Consider the following 25,596-nt stretch of genomic DNA (forward strand, 5'->3'; position numbering starts at 1 on the left):
GCCCATTCCTTGGAAGGGTGGTGGCGGGTGACGGGCGCGAAAGAGGGCTCATGGGCGCAGCCCATTCCTTGGAAGGGTGGTGGCGGGTGACGGGCGCGAAAGAGGGCTCATGGGCGCAGCCCATTCCTTGGAAGGGTGGTGGCGGGTGACGGGCGGGCGGTCACAGTCCGGCCTTTCGGTAGCGGCGCATCAGCAGGCCGTAGCTGCCGGCGATGAGTCCCAGGACGACGAGGAGGTAGACGACTCCCTGCGCGGCCGAGGGTCCTTCCCCGCCGGGGAAGGAGGAGCTCGCGCCCAGGAATGCGGTCTGCACACCGTCGATGAGCGTGACGGGCGAGAACAGTCCCATCCAGACGATGGCGGTGGAGTTGCCCGACCGCACGTCCGCGATGGCCTGGATGGTGGAGACGGCACCGTACGAGATGGTCAGGACGGCGATGACGGCCGCGATGCCGAAGCCACGCCGGGGGGTGGCCGCGGCGATGACCAGGCTGATGCCGGAGAACAGCAGGGAGAGCAGGGCCACGGAGACCAGTCCCTCGGCGAATCCCTTCGTCTGGTGGCCGAAGTCCAGCTTGGCGAGCAACGCCCCCACGTAGAGGACGAGCAGCGGTGCGGCCGTCAGGATGAACATCGCGGAGGCCAGGGCCGCGTACTTGGCGCGGACGTAGTCGGAGGTCTCGATGGGGCGCGAGAAGTACAGGGGAATGGTCTTGAAGCGCAGGTCCCGGGAGACCGACTGGGGCGCCTGGGAGGCGACGTACAGACCGATGACGGCCTGCATGATGATCGCGTAGCGCGTGTACTCGACGGGCAGGTCCTTCGCCTTCGTGGCGACCGCGACCGCGACCATGATCAGCGCGGGCGCGCACATCACCACGAAGAGCAGCATCGGCAGCACCTTGGACTTCACCGAGCGGCCGAGGCCATAGGCGCCGCGCAGGGACTGCGAGTACAGCGAGCGGCGGGCGTAGGCACGGCCCAGGCGCGGCCCGTCGTAGCTGCGGTAGCCGATGTTGTGGATCCGGGTCTGCTCGGCCTCACGGGCCGTGGGCTGCTCAACCGCCATGGCCGACCGCCTCCTTCCGCTGCTCGTCGCTGTCCTTGAAGACCTCCGCGATGTGGTGCCTGCGCTGTTCCATGCGCACCAGGCCGAGGCCCAGGTCGGCGACGACATCCCGGACCAGGTCGTACGTCTGCTCCCCCGCAGCGGTCAGCAGCAGGACGTGCCCGGCGCCCGGCAGCCCGCTGCCGTCGTGGGCGGTCACCCCGCGCGCGTGGAGCGCGTCGCGTACCGCGCGCGTGCCGTCCGGGTGCTCGTCGGTGTCGGTGACCTCGATCGCGAGGGTCGTGGTGGTCTGGGTGAAGTCCCGGGTCGAGCTGGAGCGCAGCAGTTTGCCGCCGTCGATGACGACGACGTAGTCGCAGGTGCGCTCCAGTTCGCCCAGCAGGTGCGAGGTGACCAGGACCGAGATCCCGAAGTCGGTGTACACGCGGCGGATCAGGCCGAGCATCTCGTCGCGGCCGACCGGGTCGAGGCCGTTGGTCGGCTCGTCCAGGAACACCAGTTGGGGGTCGTGGACCAGGGCCTGGGCGAGCTTCACGCGCTGCTTCATGCCGGTCGAGTAGCCGCCGATGGGGCGGTAGCGCTCCTCGTACAGACCGACATGGCGCAGGGTGTCCGCGGTGCGCTCACGGGCGGCGGCCGGGGGCAGCCCGGACATTCGCGCCATGTGGACGACGAACTCGGTGGCCGACACATCGGGCGGCAGGGCGTCGTGCTCCGGCATGTACCCCACGCGCTCACGGATGGCGCCGCCCTTGGTGGCGACATCGAGGCCGAGCACCTCGGCTCGGCCCTCGGTGGCGGGGGACAGACCCAGCAGGATCTTGATCAGTGTGGACTTGCCGGCTCCGTTGGCGCCGACGAGCCCCGTCACACCGGGTCCGACATCCACGGAGAGCCGGTCAAGCGCGGTCACCCGGGGGTACCGCTTGCTCAGGCTTTCGGTCGCGATCACAGTCACATCCTCGACGGTAGTGACACATACCACTGCCGTCGTCAGACCGCAGAGCTGTCTGCGGGTCAGCCTCCAGTCGTACGGGCCCGTAGGGGTCCCCCTCAGGTCGAACAACCGGGCGGTCGAACTGGCCTCCGTTGTCCCCATTGCCGAGGTTGTCCACAGATGGACCGGGTCCTGTTGACGCGGTCTCTAACAAGTGCCACATTCGCCGGTGTCACGCGACGGACACCAACTGAGGCCGGCGTGGACGGCGGTGCGGTCGCGGCGGGAGGACGGCACTCACCGCCGTACCCGCGGGCCGGGCGGAGGGCAAGTGACTCTTGAGGGGGCGCGGGAGCGCCGGGTGCGGACGGGCGGGGTCGAGCTGAGCGTGGCCGAGCTGGGGGATCCCGGCCGGCCCACGGTGGTGCTCGTCCACGGCTATCCGGACAGCAAGGAGGTCTGGTCGCAGGTGGCCTCCCGGCTGGCCGGCCGGTTCCACGTGGTGCTCTACGACGTCCGCGGCCACGGCCGGTCGACGGCGCCGAGTCCGCTGCGGGGCGGGTTCACGCTGGAGAAGCTGACGGACGACTTTCTGGCCGTGGTGGACACGGTCAGCCCGGACCGGCCGGTGCACCTCGTGGGTCACGACTGGGGCTCGGTGCAGTCCTGGGAGTTCGTCACCGTCCGGCGCACCGAGGGCCGGATCGCGTCCTTCACCTCGATGTCCGGGCCGTCCCTGGACCACTTCGGACACTGGATCGGGCAGCGGGTGCACCGGCCGACCCCGCGCCGGGTGGGCGAGCTGCTCGGTCAGGGCGCCCGGTCCTGGTACGTGTATCTGCTGCGCACCCCCGCCCTGCCGGAACTCGCGTGGCGCGGCCCGCTCGGCAGACGCTGGCCGGAACTCCTGCGGCGTGCCGAGAAGCTCCCCCACGACGGCTACCCGGCCCCGACGCTGCCCGTGGACGCGGCCCACGGCGCCTGGCTGTACCGCGACAACGTGCGGCCCCGGCTGCGCAGCCCGCGTGCCGACGCCTACGCGCACGCGCCCGTGCAGCTGATCACCCCTCTCAAGGACCCGTTCCTGTCGGAGCGGCTCAACGACGAACTGGAGCGGTGGGTGCCACGGTTGACCCGCCGCACGCTGCCGGCAGGGCACTGGATCCCGCGCACCCGCCCCGACCAGGTCGCCTCGTGGATCGGGGAGTTCGTGACGTCCGTCGAGGGCGGGCGTCCGTCACCGGCGGCCGGCGGACGGTACGCGGACCGGTTCGGGGGGCAACTCGTGCTGGTCACCGGCGCGGGCAACGGTATCGGGCGGGCCACGGCGCTCGCGTTCGCCCAGGCGGGAGCGCGCGTGGTGGCCGTCGACCGGGACCCGCGGGGCGCGGCCGGCACGGTGGAGCAGGCCCGGCTGCTCGGCGCGCCCGAGGCATGGGCCGAGCAGGTCGACGTGTCGGACGAACAGGCCATGGAGAAGCTCGCCGAGCGGGTCGCCACCGACTACGGGGTGGTGGACGTGCTGGTGAACAACGCGGGGATCGGCCTGTCGGGATCCTTTTTCGACACGACCGCCGAGGACTGGCGCGGGGTTGTGGACGTCAACGTGTGGGGTGTCCTGCACAGTTGTCGTCTCTTCGGGAAGCAGATGGCCGAGCGCGGCCAGGGCGGCCACATCGTCAACATCGCCTCCGCGGCCGCGTATCAGCCCTCCAGGTCGCTGTCCGCCTACAGCACCTCCAAGGCGGCGGTCCTGATGCTCAGCGAGTGCCTGCGCGCGGAACTGGCCGGTCAGGACATCGGGGTGTCGGCGATCTGCCCCGGCTTCGTCCACACGAACATCACCTCGACCGCGCGCTTCACGGGTGTGGACGCGGAGGAGGAGAAACGGCGGCAGAGAAGGACGACGCGCCTGTACGGCCTGCGGGGATATTCACCGGAGAAGGTCGCGGACGCCATCCTGCGGGCCGTCGTGCGCAACCAGCCTGTCGTGCCGGTGACTCCGGAGGCGCACGTGCTCCGTCTGATGTCCCGGTTCGCACCAAGTGCGGTGCGTGCACTGGCTCGTTGGGAGCCACGGCTGTGATGTGTGGCTCGGGCTCGGGGGTTGGGATTCGGCTCAGTGGCGTCGACCCGTCTGACTGCCCGTCAATATCGCCTGGCTGGCACACATATCGTCAAGGTGTCTGCAAACAGGGATGAGTTGCCCAGTCCCGAGCCATCGGCGGATGGTACCGGACCTCCAATACGGCGGGGACGTAGCGCGCTTGCCGCCAGACTGTCCCAAGCGTGCTTTAACTGGACATCACTTGACGAACGCCCCATAGGGTCAGGTTGGTTATCCACAGAAGTGTCAATTCACCTGTGGATAACCGCACTTGCTTGTGGATCAAACATCCGGAACACAATCATGTGCGTGATCCGCGTCTCTCCCGCACGCTGGAAGAATGACAGAAGGGAACGACGAGAGGCGCACCGTGAGGGTGTCGAAGTACCTCTCGAAACACCTGCGGCACCAGCCGGGGCGGATCGGCCTCACACTCGACGAAGGCGGCTGGGCGGAGATCGACACGCTGCTCGCCGCGGCAGCCTCCCACGGCTTCCGGATCACCCGCGCCGAGCTGGACCGCGTGGTCGCCACCAACGACAAGAGGCGCTTCGCGATCGAGGGCACCCGCATCCGCGCCGGCCAGGGACACAGCGTGGACGTCGATCTGGGGCTGCCCCCGGCGATCCCGCCCGCGTACCTGTACCACGGGACCGTGGCGCGCCATCTGGACGCCATCCGGGCAGAGGGCCTCAACCCCATGAACCGGCACGACGTCCATCTGTCGCCGGACCGCGAGACCGCCACCCGGGTCGGGGCGCGCCGCGGCCGTCCCGTCGTCCTCGCCGTCGACGCCGGTGCCATGCGCCGCGACGGCCATGTCTTCCATGTGAGCGCGAACGGGGTGTGGCTCACCCAGGCCGTCCCGCCGCGATACCTGCGATTCCCGGGGCCGCGCTGACGCCCCGCCTCCGTTGTCCAGGCCCGTCCGATCGATCCGGTGCCCAGAGCACCCCGCGCCTCCGCTTACGCTCGACGCATGAGTCTGCGTCTGAGCACCGTGATCCTGCCGTACGTCCGCTGGCACGAGGGCGGGCGTTCCGCATGGCAGCGCGCGGAGCAGCTCGGCTTCCACACCGCGTTCACCTACGACCACCTGTCGTGGCGGTCCTTCCGCGACGGCCCCTGGTTCGGCGCCGTACCGACCCTGACGGCCGCGGCGGCCGTCACCGACCACCTGCGCCTCGGCACCCTGGTGACCTCAGTCAAGCCTTTTTCGCCTATCTCAGCGTGACTTGGGGGAATTCGCTTTGGGCAGGTGGTGGCAACGGCACTTCCGTGCTCAGATGCCGATGAGCCGGACTCGGTCACCGCACAGCCGGGCCATGTCGTCAAGGTCGGACGTCAGTATGGCCACCGGCCCGGGCTGGCGCATTGCCATCTCGGCGACAGTCGCGTCGATCGCGTACTTGTGGCCATGCAGACCTGCGGCCTTGAGCAGTTCCGCGGACGCTTTCGCTGCGCTCTCGGTCACCGGCTCGACCTTGACGCGGGACAGCACCCACCGCAGCCGGGGCATGTTCACCCGCGCATGGCTGACTTCCACAATGGTGTTGGCCCCGATGACGAAATCGGCACCCACGGCATGAAACACCTGGAACATCGCGAGGATCTTGCGGTCCTGGGCAATCCAGGCGGAGACCCCCTGGGAGTCCAGGACGACGGTCTCGACGTGCTCGTTCACGCCGCACTCGCCGACCCGCCCGCGCCCGGCGTCCCGAGAATCCTGGAGCGAGCCTCCGCCAGCTCCTCCTCGGTGAACGCCCCGTGCTCCTCCTGGTGGCGCTGCAGGTCGGCACCGAGCAGCTGGTGCCGCAGCTGACGCGCCACCGCCTCGGCCACATAACCGGAGACGTTGTCCGTGAGCTTCCTCAGTTCGGCGACCTGCTCGGTCGGCAGCGTCACCGTGATCCGTGTCGTGTCCGCCATGACGTCAGCATACTGTGATAAGCGCGCGGTGGTCGTCTCGCTCGGCACACGTCGCCGGGCAGGCGCAGGGTATCCACTGGGGCTGAGACCGAGGCCGTGCTCGCCGAAAAGGGACCACCACCGGGAGTCCGGGTTTGAGCGCGCTTGTGCCCGGCCGCCATGATGGGCCTGCCCGGCGACGGCAATCAGCCGATCAGCGCGCGGGCGCCACGTCGGACAGGGCACGTGCCTGCAGGTGAGGACAGGCCCGAACGTGTCGGGTGGTGAGCGGGGCGCGGTGAGGGCCGCCTGGAGACGATGGGGCGAATGAGCGTGGCACGGGTCGTCGTACGAGAACCACGCGCGGGCACGAGAGTCGCGCCGCCGCTGGCCACGCCGGAGGCAACCGCCTTCGCAAGGGGTCTGCTCGACCACGGCTGGGCGGCGGTGTTCCTGCCCGGCGAGCCCGCCCGCCTCGGACGGCTGCTGCTGTGGAAACCCGCCGGGGCGCTCGCAGGGGGCGGCACTGCGCCCACAGGCATCGAATCCGAGTCGGCGGAACTGGTGCTGCCGCACGGCCGGTCGGTCCGGCGACGCAGGGTGGAGGGCTACGCGCTTCCCGTCGCCCTCGCCGTGTCCGCCCTGGCCGGGGCGCAGCCGCCACATCCGTCCGCCGCCGCCTGGCAGGCCGCCGCCCGCTTCGCACTGCGGCTGCTCGCCGACGGCCGTCTCCACCCGGCCCTCACCCCGGCCGGCTACGACAGCTGGCGGGCGGGTCCCTTCACCACCGCCCACCGTCAGACGCTGGACGCCCTCGCCTCCGCCTTCCCACCCCACGCCCACTGTCTGCCCGAACCGGGCCCGAGTCCGCTGCGAATCGCCGAACCGGTCGCGCTGCTGAGGCAGTTCTGCGACGCGGTCGCCGACGACCTGGTCCGCACTCCGGCCGCGCCACTCGCCATGGGAGCCCTGCCGTACGCCTGGCGCGAGACCCGTGCCGTGCCCGCCCTGCATGAGTGGGCCGAGGAGACCGTCGCCGCGTTCACAGCCGAGGTCGGCGTCTCGCTTCGCGTCGACGTACCCGAGGGACGGCGTCGGCAGTTCCGGGCCGTCTTGCAGTTGCACACCGCGGCGGACCCGGCGCTCGTCGTCGAGGCCGCACGGCTGTGGAACGAGCCGACCGAGGTGGAGCGGCTGCTCGGCCCACGCGCCGAGGCCGAGGCGCTGCTCGCACTGCGCCGCGGTGCCCGCACATGGCCCCCTCTTCAGCGGCTGCTGAAGGACGCTGCCCCCGACGAGCTCCGGCTGACCGACGACGAAGCCTTCGACCTGCTGGGGGACGCCACCGACGCGCTGCGCGCGGCCGGTATCGACGTGCACTGGCCGCGCGAACTGGTCAAGGCGCTCACCGCGACCGCGGAGATCGGGCAGCGCACCGCCCCCGGCTCCAGCGCGGGCGGCCTCCTCGACGCCGACGCACTCCTCGACTTCCGCTGGCAGATCTCACTCGGCGGCGAGCCGCTCACCGACGCCGAGATGGACGCCCTCGCCGAGGCCCGCCGCCCCCTTGTCCGTCTGCGTGACCAGTGGGTGGTCGCCGACCCGAAGCTGGTGGCCCGCGCCAGGCGCCGCCGGATGGAACCGCTCACCCCCATGGAGGCACTGAGCGCCGCACTGACCGGCGAGGTGGAACGGGACGGCGAGCCGATCCCCTGTGAGGCGGTCGGCGCGCTCGGCGACCTGATCGCCCGTATCCGCGATCCCGAATCCCGTACCCCCGCCACGCAACCGGCCGCGCTCAAGGCAACCCTGCGCGACTATCAGAAGCGGGGCCTCGCCTGGCTGGCCGAGATGTGTGAACTCGGCCTCGGCGGCTGCCTCGCCGACGACATGGGCCTGGGCAAGACCATCACCCTGCTCGCCCTGCACCTGCACCGCCAGACCGACCCCGCCACCGCGGGCCCCACGCTCGTCGTCTGCCCCGCCTCCCTGCTCGGCAACTGGCAGCGCGAGGCCGCCAGGTTCGCGCCGTCCACCCCCGTGCGCCGCTACCACGGCGGCGACCGCCACCTCGACGACGTGGCCAGCGACGAGATCGTCCTGGTCACCTACGGGGTGCTGCGCCGCGACCGCGCAGTCCTCGCCGAGGCCGCCTGGTCGCTGGTCGCCGCCGACGAGGCCCAGCACGTCAAGAACCCCTACGCCGTCACCGCCCGTGAGCTGCGCGCCCTGCCCGCCCGTGCCCGCGTCGCCCTCACCGGCACCCCGGTGGAGAACAACCTCTCCGAACTGTGGGCGCTCCTCGACTGGACCACACCCGGGCTCCTCGGCTCGCTCACCGCGTTCCGCGACCGGCACGCCCGCGCCATCGAGTCGGGCGAGGACCCCGGGGCAGCCGAGCGCCTGTCCCGTCTCGTCCGCCCGTTCCTGCTGCGCCGCAGGAAGTCCGACCCGGGCATCGCGCCCGAACTGCCGGCCAAGACCGAGACCGGCCGTGTCGTACCGCTGACGGCCGAGCAGGCAAGCCTGTACGAGGCGGTGGTCCGCGAGACCATGGCGAAGATCAGGGAATCCGAGGGCATCGCCCGGCGCGGCCTGGTACTGAAGCTCCTCACCGCGCTGAAGCAGATCTGCAACCACCCGGCCCAGTACCTGCGCCAATCCACGCCACTACCCGGCCGCTCCGGCAAACTGGCGCTGCTCGACGAACTGGTCGACACCATCACCGCCGAGGGCGAGTCGGTGCTGGTCTTCACCCAGTACAAGCAGATGGCGACCCTGCTGGAAAAACACCTCGCCGAGCGCGGCATCCCCACACTCTTCCTGCACGGTGGCACCCCCGTCGCGCGGCGCGAGGAGATGGTGGAACGCTTCCAGCTCGGTGAAGTACCAGTTTTCCTGCTGTCGTTGAAGGCGGCGGGCACCGGGCTCAACCTCACCCGCGCGACCCACGTCGTGCACTACGACCGCTGGTGGAACCCGGCCGTCGAGGACCAGGCAACCGACCGCGCCTACCGCATCGGCCAGGACAAGCCCGTGCAGGTGCACAAACTCCTTGCCGAGGGAACCGTGGAGGACAAGGTGGCGAGGCTTCTCGAATCCAAGCGCGCGCTCGCCGACGCCGTGGTCGGCTCCGGAGAGGCCGCTCTGACCGAACTGTCCGACGACGATCTCGCCGAACTCATCGCCCTGGGGAGGCAGTCATGAGCCCCTCTGTCCCCGGCCCGCGCCGCGCGCCCGCCCGCGGCAGGCGTGCCTTCGCCGCGACCTGGTGGGGCCAGGCATGGGTGACGGCCCTGGAGGACTCCACCCTGGACTCGGGGCGCCTGTCCCGCGGACGCACCTACGCCCGCCGGGGCATGGTCGGTCCCATCACCATCGCCGCAGGCCAGGTCAAGGCCGCCGTCCAGGGCAGCAGGCCCCGCCCCTACCGCTCCGCCGTCCACCTGCCCGTCCTCACCGACACCCAGTGGGACACCCTCCTCAGCACCATCGTGGCCCGAGCCGGGCATCTTGCCGCGCTCCTCGACGGCGAGATGCCCTCCGAACTCGTCGACGACGCCCGCCAGGCAGGCGTCCCTCTTCTCCCGCAGCCCACCGAACTCGACCCGGACTGCTCCTGCCCCGACTGGGGATACCCCTGCAAACACGCCGCCGCGCTCTGCTACGCCATCGCCGCCACCATCGACGCCGATCCGTTCGTGGTCTTCGCGCTGCGCGGCCGTGGTCGCGAGGAGGTCCTCGCCCAGTTGCGCGCACGCCGTACGGCGACGCAGGAGACCACGAGCCGACCGGCGGCGACCGGCCTCCCGGCCGCCGCCGCGTACACCCGCTGGGCGGCCGAACACGCACCCCAGCTGCCCGAACTCCCCGAACCAGCTCCCCACACCGCCTCGCTCCCGGTCACCCCGCCGCCCGACAGCGGCCTGGCCACCGCGGACCTGGAGCGCCTCATGGCCGACGCCGCCGCCCGCGCCGTACGACTCCTCGCGGGCGACACCACCGACCTGCGCCTGACCCAGCGCCAGGACGCGGTACGGATCGCCGCGAGCAGTCCCGGACCCGAGTGGTTCCACCACCTGATCCAGAACACCGGCGCCAACCCCGCAGCCTTTGCCCGTCTCACCCGCGCCTGGCGCCACGGGGGTCCGATGGGCCTCAGCATCGCCGAACAACCCCACACCCCCGACCCGGCGGCAATGACGGCCGCCCGCACCGCCCTGACCACGGCCCTCATGGAGATGGCCACCGCCCCCGTCCCCCTCAGGGCCTGGCGCAACCGCCTCACCCTCACCGACCACGGCATCCAGCTGCGCCTGGGCCCCGACGCCCGCTGGTACCCCTGCCTCCGGGACGACGACGGCGAATGGTGGCCCGCGGCACCGGCCGACGCCGACCCCGTCGCGGCACTCACCTCCGTCTGGCAGCAGACCAAGTAACGGTCAGTGACGGTCGCGACAGTCCGAAGACTGCCGCACCCGGGCCCTGGCAAACTGCTCCGCCGCCCGACGAGGTTCTCCCCCAGGACCGAGCTCGACGCTGGTGGCCCCGGCAGGATCCCACCGACAACCAGATTCATCCGCACTTGTACGGCTGACAGACCGGGACGAATCCCGCCCACTGATCCGTCGGACGTAGGCTCGTGGGCATGAGTCTGCGTCTGAGCACCGTGATCCTGCCCGTCGACCACTGGCACGAGAGCGGTCGCGCGAAGTGGCAGCGGGCCGAGGAACTGGGCTTCCACAGCACGTACACGTACGACCATCTGTCCTGGCGGAGCTTCCGCGACGGGCCATGGTTCGGGGCGATACCCACATTGACGGCGGCGGCGGCCATAACGCAGAGTATGCGCTTGGGTACGCTCGTGACATCGCCGAACTTCCGGCACCCGGTCACCCTCGCCAAGGAGCTGATCTCCCTCGACGACATCTCCGGCGGCCGGATCACGCTGGGCATCGGGGCGGGCGGCACCGGCTTCGACGCCACCGCGCTCGGCCAGGCCCCCTGGACACCGCGCGAGCGCGCCGACCGGTTCGCCGAGTTCGTGCCGCTGCTCGACCGGCTGCTCACCGAGGATTCCGTCTCCTTCGAGGGCGAGCACTACTTGGCCCACGAGGCCCGCAACATCCCCGGCTGCGTCCAGCGCCCCCGCCTGCCCTTCGCGGTCGCCGCGACCGGGCCGCGCGGCCTGAAGCTCGCCGCCCGGCACGGCCAGGCGTGGGTGACGACCGGCGACCCGAAGCTGTACGAGACCGGCACCCCGGAGCAGTCGGTTCAGGCCCTGCGCGGGCAGACCGAGAAGCTCGCCGAGGCGTGCGCCGCGATCGGCCGCGATGTGACGGAAGTCGACAAGATCCTGCTCACGGGCTTCACCCCGGACCGCGGGCGCCCCCTGGAGTCCCTCGACGCGTTCGTCGACTTCGCCGGCCGCCACGCCGAGCTCGGCTTCACCGACATCGTGATCCACTGGCCCATCCCCGACTCCGACTTCGCGGCGGACCGGAAGGTCTTCGAGCAGATCGCCATGGAGGCCCCGGCCCAGCTCGACTGAGCGTGGCCGGACCGGACGGAGCTCAACGGGATGTGACGGTGCCGGTGAGAAGCGTCACTCATGTGTGCGGACTCACGCACGCCCGTGCGAGCAAATGCGCGAGAATGACGCCCGTGACCTCAGCGACCCGACAGCCCGAGACCCCGGCCTCCACCGTCCCGCCCCGGCTGATCGCGACAGATCTCGACGGCACTCTGCTGCGCGACGACAAGTCGGTCTCCGAGCGCACGGTCGCCGCCCTGGCCGCCGCCGAGGAGGCCGGTATCGAGGTGTTCTTCGTCACGGGCCGCCCGGCCCGCTGGATGGACGTCGTCAGCGAACACGTCCACGGGCACGGGCTGGCCATCTGCGGCAACGGCGCGGCCGTGGTGGATCTGCACGGCAGCCCCGGCACGCATCGGTTCGTCATGGTCCGCGAGCTGCCCCGGAAGAACGCGCTCGACACCGTACGGCTGCTGAGGGCCGCCGCACCGGGGACGGTGTTCGCCGTCGAGCAGACGTACGGCTTCCACCAGGAGGCGGGGTACCCGAAGCTGCACATGGAGGTCCCGGACCTCCGCGCGCCCGCCGAGGAACTGCTGGCACCCAACGCGCCGGGCGCCCACGAACCGGTGCTGAAGATCCTCGCCTACCACCCGGAGCTGGACCCGGACGCCTTCCTCACCCTGGCCCGCCTCGCCGTCGGCGACCTCGCCGCCATCACCCGGTCCAGCCCCAGCGCGCTGCTGGAGATCAGCGGCCCCGGCGTCTCCAAGGCGAGCACGCTCGCGCTGTGCTGCGCCGAGCGGGGCATCTCCCACGAGGAGGTCGTCGCCTTCGGTGACATGCCGAACGACGTGGAGATGCTCACCTGGGCGGGCCGGTCGTACGCGATGGGCAACGCCCATCCGGACGTCGTCGCGGCGGCGTCCGGGCGGACGGTCGCCAACAACGAGGACGGCGTGGCCGTGGTGATCGAGCAGATCCTCGCGGACCGGTCGTAGGCCACACGGATCCGTCGTAGGCCACACGGATCGTCGTAGGCCACGCGGATCGTCGTAGGCCACGCGGACTGGTCGTACGCCATCAGGGAACTCACAGCCGCACGCCGTGCGCCGCCAGCCACGGCACGGGATCGATACCCGACCCCCACTCCGGGGTGGCCCGGACCTCGAAGTGCAGATGCGGTCCGGTCGAGTTGCCGGTCGTGCCCGACTGCGCGATCAACTGCCCGGTCGCCACCCGGTCGCCCTGGTCGACGGTGACGGCGGCGAGATGGGCGTACTGCGTGCAGTAGCCGCCCGTGTGCCTGATCACGACCTCCATGCCGAACGCGCCCCCGCACGTCACCCGTACCACCTGCCCGGGCCCGACCGCCCGCACCGGCGTCCCGATCGGCACCGCGAAGTCCTGGCCCGTGTGCCCGTGCGCCCAGTGGTCGCCGCCGCTGCCGAAGCCCGCGGAGAGCCGGTAGGTCTCCACCGGCGCGACCCAGCGGTGCCCGGTCCTGCGGCCTGGCTGGTCCAGGCGGACGGCCCCCCGGCACGTCCTCGTGGCCGCCGACGCGTCGGCCTGGCTCTGCAGAGCCCACCGCGCCCGCTCCAGCTTCGACTGGAGGGCCCGTTGCGTCGCGGCCAGTTCCTCGTTCCGCTTCTGCAGCGCCCGCCACCGCGCCGACGCCCGGGTGCCCTCCGCCGCGAGGCCGGCCTCCGTCAGGCGGGTCCGGATGACCGCGTTCGCGACCGCGAGGTCCACCCGCGCGAGCGTGCTCTGACGTGCTATCAGTTCCTTCGCGCTGTCCGGGAGCAGGGTCTGTGTGAGGTACGGGAGTCCGCCGCTCTGGCGGTACTGGGCCCGGGCGATCCGGCCGAGATCCTGGTGCAGGGCCGCTATCAGCCCGCGCTCGCGGACGAGGAGCTTCTCGTCCCGCCCGGCTATGGCGCGCTGCTTCTCGGCCTCCCGGCGCCCGGCGTCGTACTGCTGTGTCAGCGCTGCCGCGTGCTCGTACAGCCGCGCCACCCGGGCACTGACACCGGTGTCCACACCGTCACCCGCCGCCCCGCTGCCACCCCCTGCCGTGGCGGACCGGGCCGGGGACACCGCGACTGTGCTCAGGAGAAGGGAAACGAGCATGGAAGAAAGGAGAAATGAAGGCATGTCAATGATCGTGGCCCGTGTCCCGGCCGCAGTCCTGTTGACGTCCCACGGCCGGCGGAACGGACGGCCACGGATGGCCCAGCGGCGTCCCCCGGCCGGGGGTCCGCCGCCGCGCCGGACCCCCTCCCGTGCGGGTGCCGCCTCTCAGACATCGGCGAAGGCCGGCACCGCCGGACCCGTGTGCCCCTCCCGGCCGCCCAGCAGATCCCCCCGGGCCTCCCGCTCCACCATCGTGCGCAACGGTCCCTTCGCCGCCGCGAGTTCCCTGTAGGGGCCGCGCTGGACCACCCGGCCCTCCGCCAGCACGATCACCTCGTCGACCGCGTCCAACCCGGCCAGCCGATGGGTGATCAGCACCGTCGTACGACCCTGCGTGGCGGCCAGCAGGTCCTCGGTGAGCGCGTCCGCCGTCGGCAGATCGAGGTGTTCCGCGGGCTCGTCGAGGACGAGGACGGGGAAGTCGGCGAGCAGGGCACGGGCCAGCGCCAGCCGCTGACGCTGGCCGCCGGACAGCCGCGCGCCATGCTCGCCGATCAGCGTGTCGAGGCCGTCGGGCAGCCCGTCGGCCCAGTCCAGGAGCCGTGCCCGCGCGAGCGCGTCACGCAACTGCCCCTCGCTCGCGTCCTTCCGCGCGAGCAGCAGGTTCTCCCGTACCGAGCTGTCGAAGAGATGCGCGTCCTGAGCACACAGTCCGACCATGCGCCGTACGTCGTCGCCGTCCAGCGCGCGGGCGTCCGTGCCGCCCAGTGTGTACGCGCCGGCGGCCGGGTCCAGGAACCGCAGCAGCACCTGCGCGAGCGTCGTCTTGCCCGCACCGGAGGGGCCGACCACCGCGATCCTGCGGCCCTGTTCGAGGGTCAGCCGCAGCCCGCTGAGCGCGTCGCGCTGCTGTCCGTCGTAGCGGGCCGTCAGCCCTTCCAGGACAAGCGGAAAGGGTGACGATGGCGTCGGCAGCGGCTGTTCCGGCTCGCGGACGGGCTCCCCGGCGTCCAGCACCTCGTAGACGCGCTCGGCACTCCTGCGCACCCGCTGCCGGTGCTGCACGGCGAGCGGCAGCCCCAGGACCGCCTCGAACGCGGCCAGCGGAGTCAGCACCACGACGGCCAGGGTGACGCCGTCGAGCCGTCCGCCGGCGACGGCCTGCGCCCCCACGAGGGCCGCAGCCGCGACGGTCAGCCCGGTGACGAGCGCGGTGAGCCCGTCGCCCAGGGCGGTGGCGGTCGCGGCACGGGAGGCGATCCGCGTGAGTACCCCGTCGGCCCGCCGCGCCTGGACGGTCCGCGCGGGCAGCGCACCTGCGACCGTCAGTTCGGCGGTTCCCGTGAGCAGATCGGTCACCCGGGTCGCCAGCACGCCCCGGGCCGGCGCCAGTCGACGCTCCGCTCGACGCGCCACGGCACCGGTCACCAGGGGGACGCCGACTCCGGCCGCCAGCAGCCCGACGGCGAGGACGGCACCGGCCTGAGGCAGCAGCCAGGCGGTGAAGCCGACCGAACCCGCCGAGACGACGAGCGCGGCCCCCATGGGCAACAGCCAGCGCAACCAGTAGTCCTGCAGGGCGTCGACGTCGGAGACGAGCCGCGACAGCAGATCGCCGCGCCGGGTCGTGCGCAGCCCGGCCGGTGCGAGACGTTCCAGGCGCCGGTAGACCGCGACCCGGGTGTCGGCGAGCATCCGCAGCACCGCGTCATGCGACACCAGGCGCTCCGCATATCGGAACACGGCCCGTCCGATGCCGAACGTCCGCGTGGCCGTCACGGCGACCATCAGATACAGCACCGGCGGCTGCTGGGAGGCCCGCGAGATCAGCCAGCCGGAGGTGGCCATCAGTCCGACCGCACTTCCGAGCGCGAGGCTGCCGAGCAGCAGGGCGAGCACAAGCCGCCCCCTGCGGGGGCCGGCCATCGCACGGACGCGGGCGAGCACGCCGCCGCGCCCTGCCGGTGAGGGAGCGGACGGCTGTTCATCGTGAGGCGTGGACAGCTGTTCGTCGGGAGACGCCAGCGGCTGTTCGTCGTGGGCCGCGGGTGTCTCCGGCGTCCGGGGCCGGGGCAGCGGCACGGCCGCGGACCGCAGAGAACCGTTCGCGGGGTGCTCGCCCGCTTCGAGGCGGACGATCCGGTCGGCGATTCCGAGCAGGGCCGGACGGTGCACGACCAGCAGTACCGTCCGTCCGGTTGCCAGCCGGCGCACCGCCTCCACGACCTCCGCCTCGGTCGCCCCGTCCAGGGACGCGGTCGGTTCGTCGAGCAGCAGCACCGGCCGGTCGGCGAGGAAGGCCCGAGCCAGGGCCAGACGTTGCCGCTGACCTGCGGAGAGCCCCGCCCCGTCCTCGCCGAGCAGGGTGTCGGCCCCGGCGGGCAGGGTGTCCACGAACTCCAGCGCACCGGCGTCGGCCAGCGCGCGGCGCACCGCCGTGTCATCCGCGTCGGGCCGCGCCAGTCGCACGTTCTCGGCGATGGTCCCCGCATACAGATGCGGCCGCTGCGGCACCCAGGCGATCCGCGAGCGCCACTCCTCCAGATCGGCCGTGGCGAGATCGACTCCCCCGATCCGTACCCGCCCCTCGGTGGGCGGCACAAACCCGAGCAGTACATTCAGCAGCGTCGACTTGCCCGCGCCGCTCGGTCCGACGAGGGCGACCGTCTCCCCCGGCGCGACCGTCAGGGACATCGCGGACACCGCATCGGCCGACCGCCCCGGGTAACGCACGGTCAGTTCCTCGAAACCGATCTCACCGTCGGGGAGACGCTGGTTCCCCGAGGACGGCACCGGCGTCTCCAGCACCGTGAAGATCTCCTCGGCCGCGGAGAGTCCCTCCGCCGCCGCGTGATACTGCGCGCCGACCTGCCGCAGGGGGAGATACGCCTCCGGGGCGAGCACCAGGATGACCAGCCCGATGTACAGGTCCATGTCGCCGTGGACGAGCCGCATGCCGATGGTCACAGCGACGAGCGCGACCGAGATCGTCGCGAGCAACTCGAGTGCGAAGGAGGACAGAAAGGCGATCCGCAGGGTCCGCATGGTCGCCTGCCGGTACTCGCCGGTGATCCTCTTGATCGACTCGGCCTGCGCCTTGGCCCGGCCGAACACCTTCAGGGTGGGAAGTCCGGCGACCACATCGAGGAAGTGTCCGGACAGCCGGGAGAGCAGGCGCCACTGACGGTCCATCTGGGAACGCGTGGCCCAGCCGATGAGAATCATGAAGAGCGGGATCAGCGGCAGTGTGCCGACGATGATCGCCGCGGACACCCAGTCCTCGGTCACGATCCGTGCGAGCACGGCCGCCGGCACGACGACCGCGAGTCCCAACTGGGGGAGATAGCGCGAGAAGTAGTCGTCGAGGGCGTCGACTCCTCGCGTGGCCAGAGCGACCAGCGACCCGGTCCGCTGTGCGCTCAGCCATCCGGGGCCGAGCGCCCCCGCACGCTCCAGCAGTCGTCCCCGCAGTTCGGACTTCACGGCTGCGCTGGCTCGGTGGGCGGCGAGTTCGGTCAGCCACGACACCAGCGCGCGGCCCACCGCGACCGCCGCCAGAAGCAGCAACGGTGTACGCAGCGCGGCGACCGAGTCATGGTGCTGGAAGGCGCCGACCACGACCGTGGCGATCAGCATCGCCTGGGCGACGACCAGGGACGCCCCGACGACACCCAGACCGACCACCGCCATCAGGAAGAGACGGGTGGCACGGGCGTATTGAAGGAGACGGGGATCGATCGGTTTCACGTGAAACATGCCCTTCGGTCCGGGTGGGGTGTTTCACGTGAAACACCCCACCCACCAGACTCAGTGCACGGCTCCGGCGGCCGCATCGGTGGCGATGTGCTGCGTTCCGATGCGCTTGCGGAACACCCAATAGGTCCAGCCTTGGTAGAGCAGAACGATCGGCGTGGCGACGCCCGCACACCAGGTCATGATTTTCAGGGTGTAAGGGCTCGACGAGGCGTTGCTCACCGTCAGGCTCCAGGCCGGGTTGAGCGTGGACGGCATGACATTCGGGAAGAGCGTCAGGAAGAGCATCGCGACCGCCGCCACGATGGTGAGGCCGGAGAGCGCGAATGCCCATCCCTCACGCCTGGCCTGATTGGCCAGGAGCGCCCCGACGAGAGCGGCGACCGCCAGCCACAGGGCGACCAGGCTCTTGCTGTCACCCTGGTCGATCTGCGCCCAGCCGAGGAAGGCCAGCGCCGCCACGGCTGCCACCAGCCCGACTCCCAGCGCCAGCTTCCGTGCTCGCTGCCGGATGTCCCCGACGGTCTTGAGCGTCGTGAACACCGCTCCGTGGAAGGTGAACAGGCTCAGGGTCACCAGCCCGCCGAGGAGTGCGAAGGGATTGAGCAGATCCCAGAATCCGCCCACATACTCCATGTGCTGGTCGATCTTCACCCCTCGGACGATGTTGCCGAAGGCCACACCCCACAGGAACGCCGGGATCAGCGAGGTCCAGAAGATCGTGGTCTCCCAGTTGCGCTGCCAGCTCTCCTCGGGCCGCTTGGCCCGGTACTCGAAGGCCACACCGCGCAGGATCAGGCAGACCAGGATGATCAGCAGCGGCAGATAGAAACCGGAGAAGAGAGTCGCGTACCACTCGGGGAACGCGGCGAAGGTCGCGCCGCCCGCGCTGAGCAGCCACACCTCGTTGCCGTCCCAGACAGGGCCGATCGTGTTGATCAGCACCCGCCGCTCGGGCCGGTCGCGGGCCAGCAGTTTGGTGAGGATACCGACCCCGAAGTCGAAACCCTCCAGGAAGAAGTAGCCGGTCCAGAGAACCGCGATGAGGACGAACCAGACGTCGTGAAGTTGCATGATGTGAGCGCTCCCTCGGCCTAGTACGAGAAGGCCATCGGCTTGTCGGCGTCCTGGGAGTCGCCGCCGATCTTGGTGGGCGGGTTGAGGTCGGACTCGGTGAGTTCCGGCGGTCCGGCCTTGACGTACTTCGCGAGCAGCTTGACCTCGATGACGGCGAGGATCGCGTAGAGCAGGGTGAACACGGTCATCGAGGTGATGACCTCACCCTGGGAGACACCGGGGGAGACCGCGTCACGGGTGCGCAGCACGCCGTAGACGACCCACGGCTGGCGGCCCATCTCGGTGAAGATCCAGCCCCAGGAGTTGGCTATGAGCGGGAACGCCAGGGTCCACAGTGCGATGCGCCAGAACCAGGGGGTGAGCACCGGACCGAGGGCCTTGTTCCTGAAGAGGACCAGCTGCGGCACCTCGTCCTCACCGACCCGCAGATGCGAGGCCAGCATGAACTTCTTGCGGGTGAGCCAGAGTCCGACCAGGCCGAGGGTGAAGGACGCCATTCCGAAACCGATCATCCAGCGGAAGCCCCAGAAGGTGACGGGGATGATCGGGCGGTAGTCGCCGGGGCCGTACTTCTGCTGTTCCGCCTTGTCGGTGTCGTTGATGCCGGGGACGTACGAGCTGAAGTCGTCGTTGGCGAGGAAGGACAGCACTCCGGGAACGGACAGTTCGACGGTGTTGTGGCCCTTGCTCACATCACCGTAGGCGAAGATCGAGAACGGCGCGGAGTCCTGGCCGTCCCAGAGCGCCTCGGCGGCGGCCATCTTCATCGGCTGCTGCTTGAACATCACCTTGCCGAGCAGGTCACCGCTGACCGCGGTGAGCAGGCCGGCTATGACCATGGTGACCAGGCCCAGCCGCAGCGATGTCTTCATCACAGCGACGTGCTTCTTGCGGGCCAGATGGTAGGCGGCGATACCGACCATGAACGCGCCGCCCGTGAGGAAGGACGCGGTCAGGGTGTGGAAGACCTGGGTGAGTGCGGTGTTCTGCGTCAGGACGTGCCAGAAGTCGGTGAGCTCGGCGCGCCCCTTCGCCTTGTTGATCCGGTAGCCGACGGGGTGCTGCATCCAGGAGTTGGCCGCGAGGATGAAGTACGCCGACAGGATCGTGCCTATGGAGACCATCCAGATGCAGGCGAGGTGGAGCTTCTTCGGCAGCTTGTCCCAGCCGAAGATCCACAGCCCGATGAAGGTCGACTCGAAGAAGAAGGCGATGAGGGCCTCGAACGCGAGGGGCGCCCCGAAGATGTCACCGACGAAGCGCGAGTAGTCGGACCAGTTCATGCCGAACTGGAACTCCTGGACGATGCCCGTGACGACGCCCATCGCGATGTTGATCAGGAAGAGCTTGCCCCAGAACTTCGTCGCCCGGAGGTACTTCTCCTTCTCCGTCCGCACCCAGGCGGTCTCGAGGCCGGCCGTGAGCGCGGCGAGTGAGATCGTCAGCGGCACGAACAGAAAGTGGTAGACGGTGGTGATGCCGAACTGCCATCGCGCCAGTGTCTCCGGCGCCAGAGCCAGGTCCACGTCGTCTCTCCTTACATCGCCGTGGTCGCAAGCGGCAGCTTGCCCCCGTTTGTCACACCTCTCAAACGGGCTTGTGAACGCGTTCACATTCACAAGCAATTATGGCGCATATGGGTTCGAGTGTGGACGGGCGGGGGTCCCTAAGGGGGCATGCCGGGCACCGGCGCGGTCCCGATGCCATGAGTCCGGGCCGGTCCGGGCCGGCAGCCGGTAGGGCAGCCGGTGCGCGGTGACCCAGGCCAGGGCCGGCCGGCGCGGTCCCGGCGCCGTGATCCGGGGCGCCAAGACCACTCGGCCTTGCCGGATACGCGTCAAGGGCATGCCGAAGGGCGGGCCGACGCAGGCCCGCCCCGCAGGCCCCGCGCGTGCCACCTCACGGCGCAAGGTGGCACGGGCGAGCCGCCGTCCCGTGATTCCGGAGAGTCGGAGGAAGGCTAGAGGTCCCTGCGGAAGCTCTCCGCCACCTTCAAGAAGATGTCGTTCGCCTCGGGCTCACCGATCGTCACGCGCACCCCTTCGCCCGGGAACGGCCGGACGACCACGCCCGCCTGCTCACAGACGGCCGCGAAATCGACCGTGCGCTCCCCCAGCCGCAGCCACACGAAGTTCGCCTGGGTCTCGGGGACCGTCCAGCCCTGGGCACGCAGCGTGTCGACCACGCGAATGCGCTCGCACACCAACGAGCCGACCCGCCCGAGCAGTTCGTCCTCCGCGCGCAGGGACGCGACCGCCGCCACCTGCGCCAGCTGACTCACGCCGAAGGGCACCGCCGTCTTGCGCAGCGCCGCCGCCACCGGCTCATGGGCGATCGCGAAACCGACGCGCAGCCCGGCGAGGCCGTACGCCTTGGAGAAGGTGCGCAGCACACAGACGTTCGGCCGCTCGCGGTACAGCTCGACGCCGTCCGGGACCTGGGCGTCGCGGATGAACTCCCGGTACGCCTCGTCGAGCACCACCAGCACATCGCCCGGCACCCGGTCGAGGAAGCGCTCCAGCTCGGCCCGGCGCAGTACCGTGCCGGTCGGGTTGTTGGGGTTGCAGACGAAGATCAGCCGGGTCCGGTCCGTGATCGCGTCCGCCATCGCGTCGAGGTCGTGCACCTCGTCCGGAGTCAGCGGCACCCGGACCGAGGTCGCGCCGCTGATCTGCGTGATGATCGGGTACGCCTCGAAGGACCGCCAGGCGTAGATCACCTCGTCGCCCGGGCCGCTCGTGGCCTGCAGCAGCTGCTGGGCGACACCGACCGAGCCCGTGCCCGTCGCGAGGTGGGACTGCGGCACACCGAAACGCTCCGACAGCTCGGACATCAGCCCCGTGCACGCCATGTCGGGGTAGCGGTTGAAGGACCCGCTCGCCTCGATCACGCTCTCCATCACGCCCGGCAGCGGCGGGTACGGATTCTCGTTCGAGGACAGCTTGTAGGCCGCCGGGCCGCCGGACGCGGCAGGCTTGCCGGGCCGGTAGGTGGGGATACCCTCCAGCTCGGCACGCAGCCTCGGGCTCGTCTCGCTCACCGCAGTCCTCCTCGCGCACGCACCGGCTCATGACCGCCACCGGCTCCCAATGCTTCTCACCTTATGAGGATTCGGCGCCGCTGCGAATGGGCTGTGGACAAGCGACTTGGCCTCCGTGGTGCCGTCCCGGAATCCGGGACGCGATACCGGATGAACCCGGGCGTATCGCCACAGGAAGGGGCGCAGATCAGGGGGCGCATCGCCGTTCGCCGAACGCGCCGGTGGCTCACGCCGTAGCGCGCATCCCTCGTGAAGGTGAGTTGAGACCTCTTCGAAATATGGGCACCTTGGCAGGCCCATACGCTCCAACGCGTCACGTACCGCCCTTGGATCGTACAAGCCCCTTGCATTCCAAGGTTTTTCCCACTCCTCGCCATGCAGAAACGTGCCTGTCAACGCGTGCATATGCGACCGCACTACCCCACCGCATGAGCCCTACTATCGGCTCGCCATGACAGCAGCAGGGAAGCACCAGGTGAGCCGGGCGGAGACCGCCCGCCGAGGCAGTCGGCCGGGCCGGGCGGGCATCAGAGACGTGGCCGCCGCCGCCGGAGTCTCCATCACGACCGTCTCCGACGCCCTCAACGGCAAGGGCCGACTGCCGGACGCCACCCGACGCCATGTCCGCGAGGTCGCCGACCGGCTGGGCTACCGGCCCTCAGCCGCGGCCCGTACCCTCCGCACGGGCAAGTCGGGCCTCATCGGCCTGACCGTGACCACGTACGGGGATGAACCTTTCACCTTCACCGAGTTCGCGTACTTCGCGGAGATGGCCCGGGCCGCCACCTCCGCGGCGCTCGCCCGGGGCTACGCCCTGGTCATCCTGCCCGCGACCTCGCGCCACGACGTGTGGTCGAACGTCGCCCTGGACGGCACGGTCGTCATCGATCCGTCCGACCAGGACCCGGTGGTCAGCGAGTTGGTCCGGCAGGGGTTACCCGTCGTCTCCGACGGCCGGCCCGCCGGCGTCCTCCCCGTCACCGCCTGGGTCGACAACGACCACGAGGCCGCGGTCCTCGGCATCCTCGACCATCTGGCCGCCTCCGGCGCCCGGCGCATCGGACTGCTGACCGGCACCACGACGGACACCTACACACACCTGTCCACGACCGCCTACCTGAACTGGTGCGAGCGCGTCGGGCAGGATCCGGTCTATGAGGCCTATCCCGCCCACGACCCCTGCGCGGGCACCGTCGCCGCCGACCGGCTGCTGGCCCGCCCCGACCGCCCCGACGCGGTCTACGGACTCTTCGACCCGAACGGCACCGATCTGCTCGCCGCCGCCCGCCGCTACGGACTGCGCGTCCCCGAGGACCTGCTGCTCGTCTGCTGCAGCGAATCCGCCGTGTACGCGAACACCGAGCCGCCCGTCACCACACTTTCCCTGAAGCCGCGCCGGATCGGTACGGCGGTGGTCCAGCTCCTCATCGACGCGATCGAGGGCATCGAGTCGGACCAGCCGGTCGAACAGGTGATACCGACGGAGCTGATCGTGCGCACCTCGTCCCAGCGGCGGACACCCCGCACCACGGTCAGCCCGCCCCGGTCACCCGAGCAGGGGTAGTCCGCGGTGAGCCATGGGTGACGCACGGGCTGCCCACGGGCGGGTGACGCGCAAGGGGCTCGCGGGTGGGTGACGTACCTGGTCGCAGCGGGGAAAGCCCCGCCCATTTGGGGCGAAAGCCGCGGCGACCCGGGGTCCTTCCCCGATTCACCACCCCTGGGTCATCACATGGCGCGATCCCCATTCCTATGATGGGCCCACGACACCGCGGGCCGCTGCGACCAGGCAGTCCGATGCGGTGCAGATGCGGCGTGATGGTGGAGGGGTCGATGACTCAGGGGGCCGGTCAGGGACCCGAGGCGGAGCGGGCAGAGACGTTCCGCGACTTCCGGGTGCCCGCGTACGTCCACGAGACCGGTCCGTACACGCCGAGCACGCCCCCCGACGAGGTCACCGGACCCGTCGTACCACCCGAGGCACACCCCCACGGCTACTCCGACGCGTACACGCCCACCGAGCGGGACCTCCCGGTCATCAACCGCGGCGACACGCTCCAGGCGACCGTCGACCCGGCGTCCGGAGCGGCCGCGCAGCCCGCCGAAGGGCCCGGACCGCTGTTCGTGGTCGGGGACGTCCACGGCTATCTCGACCAGCTGGTGGCGGCGCTCCAGGAGAAGGGGCTCGTCGACGCCCAGGGCCAGTGGTCCGCGGGCACGGCGCGGCTGTGGTTCCTCGGGGACTTCACCGACCGCGGTCCCGACGGCATCGGCGTGATCGACCTGGTGATGCGGCTGTCCGCGGAGGCGGCCGCGGCCGGCGGCTACTGCAAGGCGCTCATGGGCAACCACGAGCTGCTGCTGCTCGGCGCCAAGCGGTTCGGCGACACGCCCGTCAACTCGGGCGCGGGCACCGCCACCTTCCAGGCGGCCTGGCTGCTCAACGGCGGCCAGAAGACGGACATGGACCGCCTGCAGGACCACCACCTCCAGTGGATGGCCCGGCTCGACGCGGTGGAGGAGGTCGACGGACATCTTCTGGTCCACTCGGACACCACCGCCTACCTCGACTACGGCGACTCCATCGAGGCCGTCAACGACACCGTCCGCGAGACGCTCACGCGCAATGACCCGGACGAGGTGTGGGATCTCTTCCGGAAGTTCACCAAGCGCTTCTCCTTCCGGGACGAGGGCGGCGCCGACGCCGTACGGTCCCTGCTGGAGACCTACGGCGGCAGCCGGATCGTCCACGGCCACAGCCCCATCCCGTACCTGCTCGGCGAGGTCGGCCCGGAGGACGGCGAGGACACCACGGGTCCGGTCGTCGAAGGTCCCCATGTCTACGCGGACGGGCTGGCGATCGCGATGGACGGCGGCGTGACCATGGCCGGAAAACTGCTGGTCCAGCAACTGCCCCTGGATAGCTGAGGGTTCGACGGGCAGTCGTTTCCCGACGGGGGCGGTCCCGGGAGTTCCCCGGCCGTAGGGCAATTTCCGGAAACCCCCTGTCATCGTGTGCCGTCGCCGCTCTACCATCGGCTTATCCGTAGCAGGCTCCCCTCCGTTTCTGCCCGACGGCTCGTCAGCATGCCGAGCCACCAGCCCTACGGAGCATCGGGGGATGCACATGAACAGCGTTCCGCAGCACCTGCTGAGCGAGGACCGCCAGGACTACGAGCGGATCCTCGGTGAGGCGCTGCGCTCCGCACCACACCACCCGTATCTGGCCGCTGTGGGACAGCGGCTCAACCCCGAACAGCTACGCACCATGGCGCTGAACGCCACCGCCCTCATCACCGCGGCGGCGGCAGCCGAATACCAGCACTATGTGAAGGTCCGGGAGGAACTGCGCCGGCCGACGCCGTCCAGCCCGCCCGGCCACGAGAGCACCGCCACCCCGGCCGTCCACAAGAGCACCGACGACAGCGACTCCGCAGAACCGGAGGCGGAGGGCCAGGGGCTCGCCGCAACGGTGGGGGAGGCCGCTGCGAGTGCCGGAGCGGGTGCCGTCGTCGCGGTCCTCGCTCCCTTCCTCGCCGGTGCCGCCGCGGCGATCTTCCTGCTCGTGGGCTACATCCTCAAGATGGTCAACCCCGACCAGGCGTTCGCCCGGACCCTCCTGATCACCGGATGGGTCTTCGGTGCGGTGACCATCGCGGCGATCCTGGTCGCCGCGACCGGCCTGCTGCTCACCGCCCTGCGCAACAGCTCATCGGCCCGGAACGCCGACGCCCAGAACGAGTTGATCGCGGAGGTGACCCGGGCCCGGGAGGCCTGGCACGAGGCACTGCTGGAGCGCGGCATCCTGCCGTTCCTCCGCGAGGCCCTCGCCGAACCGGGCACGGCCGCGATGAACCGGAAGGCACCGGAACCGACCCCCAGTCGCATCCCACACCTCGGCTACGACCGCCCGGGATTCAGCAGCCCCGAGAGCGGCCCTGCCGCGGGCCCGCGCCCTCGCTTCAGCAGCCCGGACTTCACCAGCCCGGACTTCGGGGGCCCGGACCACCAGCCGGAGTGACGGACCTCGGCCGGCATC

Annotated in this window: 18 protein-coding genes and 1 pseudogene; 10 read left to right on the plus strand and 9 right to left on the minus strand. The window is 70.6% G+C overall.

Annotated elements, in window-relative coordinates:
* Window positions 1-160: 160 nt before the first annotated feature.
* Both ACWD5Q_RS13265 and ACWD5Q_RS13270 read right to left on the minus strand, forming a co-directional pair.
* Complete coding sequence (locus ACWD5Q_RS13265) at window positions 161-1,069, minus strand: ABC transporter permease (protein ID WP_451427088.1); 909 nt, start codon at window positions 1,067-1,069, stop codon at window positions 161-163.
* A complete protein-coding gene (locus ACWD5Q_RS13270; protein WP_451427160.1) occupies window positions 1,059-2,021 on the minus strand; it encodes an ABC transporter ATP-binding protein in 963 nt (320 codons plus the stop codon). The genes ACWD5Q_RS13265 and ACWD5Q_RS13270 overlap by 11 nt, the downstream gene beginning before the upstream one ends.
* Before the next feature lie 316 nt (window positions 2,022-2,337).
* Here ACWD5Q_RS13270 and ACWD5Q_RS13275 point away from each other — a divergent pair, with 316 nt between their 5' ends.
* The 3 genes and pseudogenes from ACWD5Q_RS13275 to ACWD5Q_RS13285 form a co-directional block, all read left to right on the plus strand.
* Window positions 2,338-4,092: an SDR family oxidoreductase gene (locus tag ACWD5Q_RS13275; RefSeq protein WP_451427089.1), complete on the plus strand. Its 1,755-nt coding sequence runs from the start codon at window positions 2,338-2,340 to the stop codon at window positions 4,090-4,092.
* A 361-nt stretch (window positions 4,093-4,453) separates the two neighbouring features.
* Entirely contained in the window at window positions 4,454-5,014 is a 561-nt protein-coding gene (locus ACWD5Q_RS13280; protein WP_451427090.1) for an RNA 2'-phosphotransferase, read from the plus strand.
* A gap of 78 nt (window positions 5,015-5,092) precedes the next feature.
* A pseudogene (locus tag ACWD5Q_RS13285) lies at window positions 5,093-5,341 on the plus strand (LLM class flavin-dependent oxidoreductase); the annotation flags it as partial.
* Between the two features lie 54 nt (window positions 5,342-5,395).
* On the opposite strand, the gene ACWD5Q_RS13290 reads toward ACWD5Q_RS13285, so the two are convergent.
* Window positions 5,396-5,797 (minus strand): DNA-binding protein, encoded by a 402-nt coding sequence (locus tag ACWD5Q_RS13290; protein WP_451427091.1) that lies wholly within the window; start codon window positions 5,795-5,797, stop codon window positions 5,396-5,398.
* The gene (locus ACWD5Q_RS13295) at window positions 5,794-6,042 is read right to left on the minus strand and encodes a hypothetical protein (protein WP_451371819.1); all 249 of its coding nucleotides are present in this window, start codon (window positions 6,040-6,042) and stop codon (window positions 5,794-5,796) included. The genes ACWD5Q_RS13290 and ACWD5Q_RS13295 overlap by 4 nt, the downstream gene beginning before the upstream one ends.
* Window positions 6,043-6,348: 306 nt before the next feature.
* Here ACWD5Q_RS13295 and ACWD5Q_RS13300 point away from each other — a divergent pair, with 306 nt between their 5' ends.
* The 4 genes from ACWD5Q_RS13300 to ACWD5Q_RS13315 all read left to right on the plus strand — a co-directional run bounded on the left by ACWD5Q_RS13300 (window position 6,349) and on the right by ACWD5Q_RS13315 (window position 12,555).
* Window positions 6,349-9,228: a DEAD/DEAH box helicase gene (locus ACWD5Q_RS13300; protein WP_451427092.1), complete on the plus strand. Its 2,880-nt coding sequence runs from the start codon at window positions 6,349-6,351 to the stop codon at window positions 9,226-9,228.
* Entirely contained in the window at window positions 9,225-10,460 is a 1,236-nt protein-coding gene (locus tag ACWD5Q_RS13305) for an SWIM zinc finger family protein (RefSeq protein WP_451427093.1), read from the plus strand. The genes ACWD5Q_RS13300 and ACWD5Q_RS13305 overlap by 4 nt, the downstream gene beginning before the upstream one ends.
* A gap of 209 nt (window positions 10,461-10,669) precedes the next feature.
* Window positions 10,670-11,572: an LLM class flavin-dependent oxidoreductase gene (locus tag ACWD5Q_RS13310; RefSeq protein WP_451427094.1), complete on the plus strand. Its 903-nt coding sequence runs from the start codon at window positions 10,670-10,672 to the stop codon at window positions 11,570-11,572.
* 113 nt (window positions 11,573-11,685) lie between these two features.
* Window positions 11,686-12,555 carry an HAD-IIB family hydrolase gene (locus ACWD5Q_RS13315; protein WP_451427095.1) on the plus strand — a complete coding sequence of 290 codons (870 nt, stop codon included), beginning with the start codon at window positions 11,686-11,688 and terminating at the stop codon, window positions 12,553-12,555.
* A gap of 91 nt (window positions 12,556-12,646) precedes the next feature.
* Here the strand turns inward: ACWD5Q_RS13315 and ACWD5Q_RS13320 are convergent, their stop codons facing one another.
* The 5 genes from ACWD5Q_RS13320 to hisC all read right to left on the minus strand — a co-directional run bounded on the left by ACWD5Q_RS13320 (window position 12,647) and on the right by hisC (window position 21,557).
* The gene (locus ACWD5Q_RS13320) at window positions 12,647-13,684 is read right to left on the minus strand and encodes a peptidoglycan DD-metalloendopeptidase family protein (RefSeq protein ID WP_451427096.1); all 1,038 of its coding nucleotides are present in this window, start codon (window positions 13,682-13,684) and stop codon (window positions 12,647-12,649) included.
* A gap of 168 nt (window positions 13,685-13,852) precedes the next feature.
* Window positions 13,853-17,443 carry a thiol reductant ABC exporter subunit CydD gene (gene cydD, locus ACWD5Q_RS13325; protein WP_451427097.1) on the minus strand — a complete coding sequence of 1,197 codons (3,591 nt, stop codon included), beginning with the start codon at window positions 17,441-17,443 and terminating at the stop codon, window positions 13,853-13,855.
* 51 nt (window positions 17,444-17,494) lie between these two features.
* Complete coding sequence (gene cydB / locus ACWD5Q_RS13330; protein WP_451427098.1) at window positions 17,495-18,514, minus strand: cytochrome d ubiquinol oxidase subunit II; 1,020 nt, start codon at window positions 18,512-18,514, stop codon at window positions 17,495-17,497.
* 20 nt (window positions 18,515-18,534) lie between these two features.
* Window positions 18,535-20,043 carry a cytochrome ubiquinol oxidase subunit I gene (locus tag ACWD5Q_RS13335; RefSeq protein WP_451427099.1) on the minus strand — a complete coding sequence of 503 codons (1,509 nt, stop codon included), beginning with the start codon at window positions 20,041-20,043 and terminating at the stop codon, window positions 18,535-18,537.
* Window positions 20,044-20,477: 434 nt separating this feature from the next.
* On the minus strand, window positions 20,478-21,557 hold the full coding sequence (hisC, locus tag ACWD5Q_RS13340) for a histidinol-phosphate transaminase (RefSeq protein ID WP_451427100.1): 1,080 nt from the start codon (window positions 21,555-21,557) through the stop codon (window positions 20,478-20,480).
* A 451-nt stretch (window positions 21,558-22,008) separates the two neighbouring features.
* Between hisC and ACWD5Q_RS13345 the strand changes: the two genes are divergently transcribed.
* The 3 genes from ACWD5Q_RS13345 (at window position 22,009) to ACWD5Q_RS13355 (ending at window position 25,578) form a co-directional block, all read left to right on the plus strand.
* Window positions 22,009-23,121, plus strand: coding sequence for a LacI family DNA-binding transcriptional regulator (locus ACWD5Q_RS13345; protein WP_451427101.1), 1,113 nt, complete (start codon window positions 22,009-22,011; stop codon window positions 23,119-23,121).
* Window positions 23,122-23,375: 254 nt separating this feature from the next.
* Window positions 23,376-24,485 (plus strand): metallophosphoesterase, encoded by a 1,110-nt coding sequence (locus ACWD5Q_RS13350; protein WP_451427102.1) that lies wholly within the window; start codon window positions 23,376-23,378, stop codon window positions 24,483-24,485.
* A gap of 193 nt (window positions 24,486-24,678) precedes the next feature.
* Complete coding sequence (locus tag ACWD5Q_RS13355) at window positions 24,679-25,578, plus strand: hypothetical protein (protein WP_451427103.1); 900 nt, start codon at window positions 24,679-24,681, stop codon at window positions 25,576-25,578.
* The last annotated feature ends 18 nt before the right edge of the window (window positions 25,579-25,596 follow it).

Source organism: Streptomyces sp. NPDC002513, assembly GCF_053595355.1.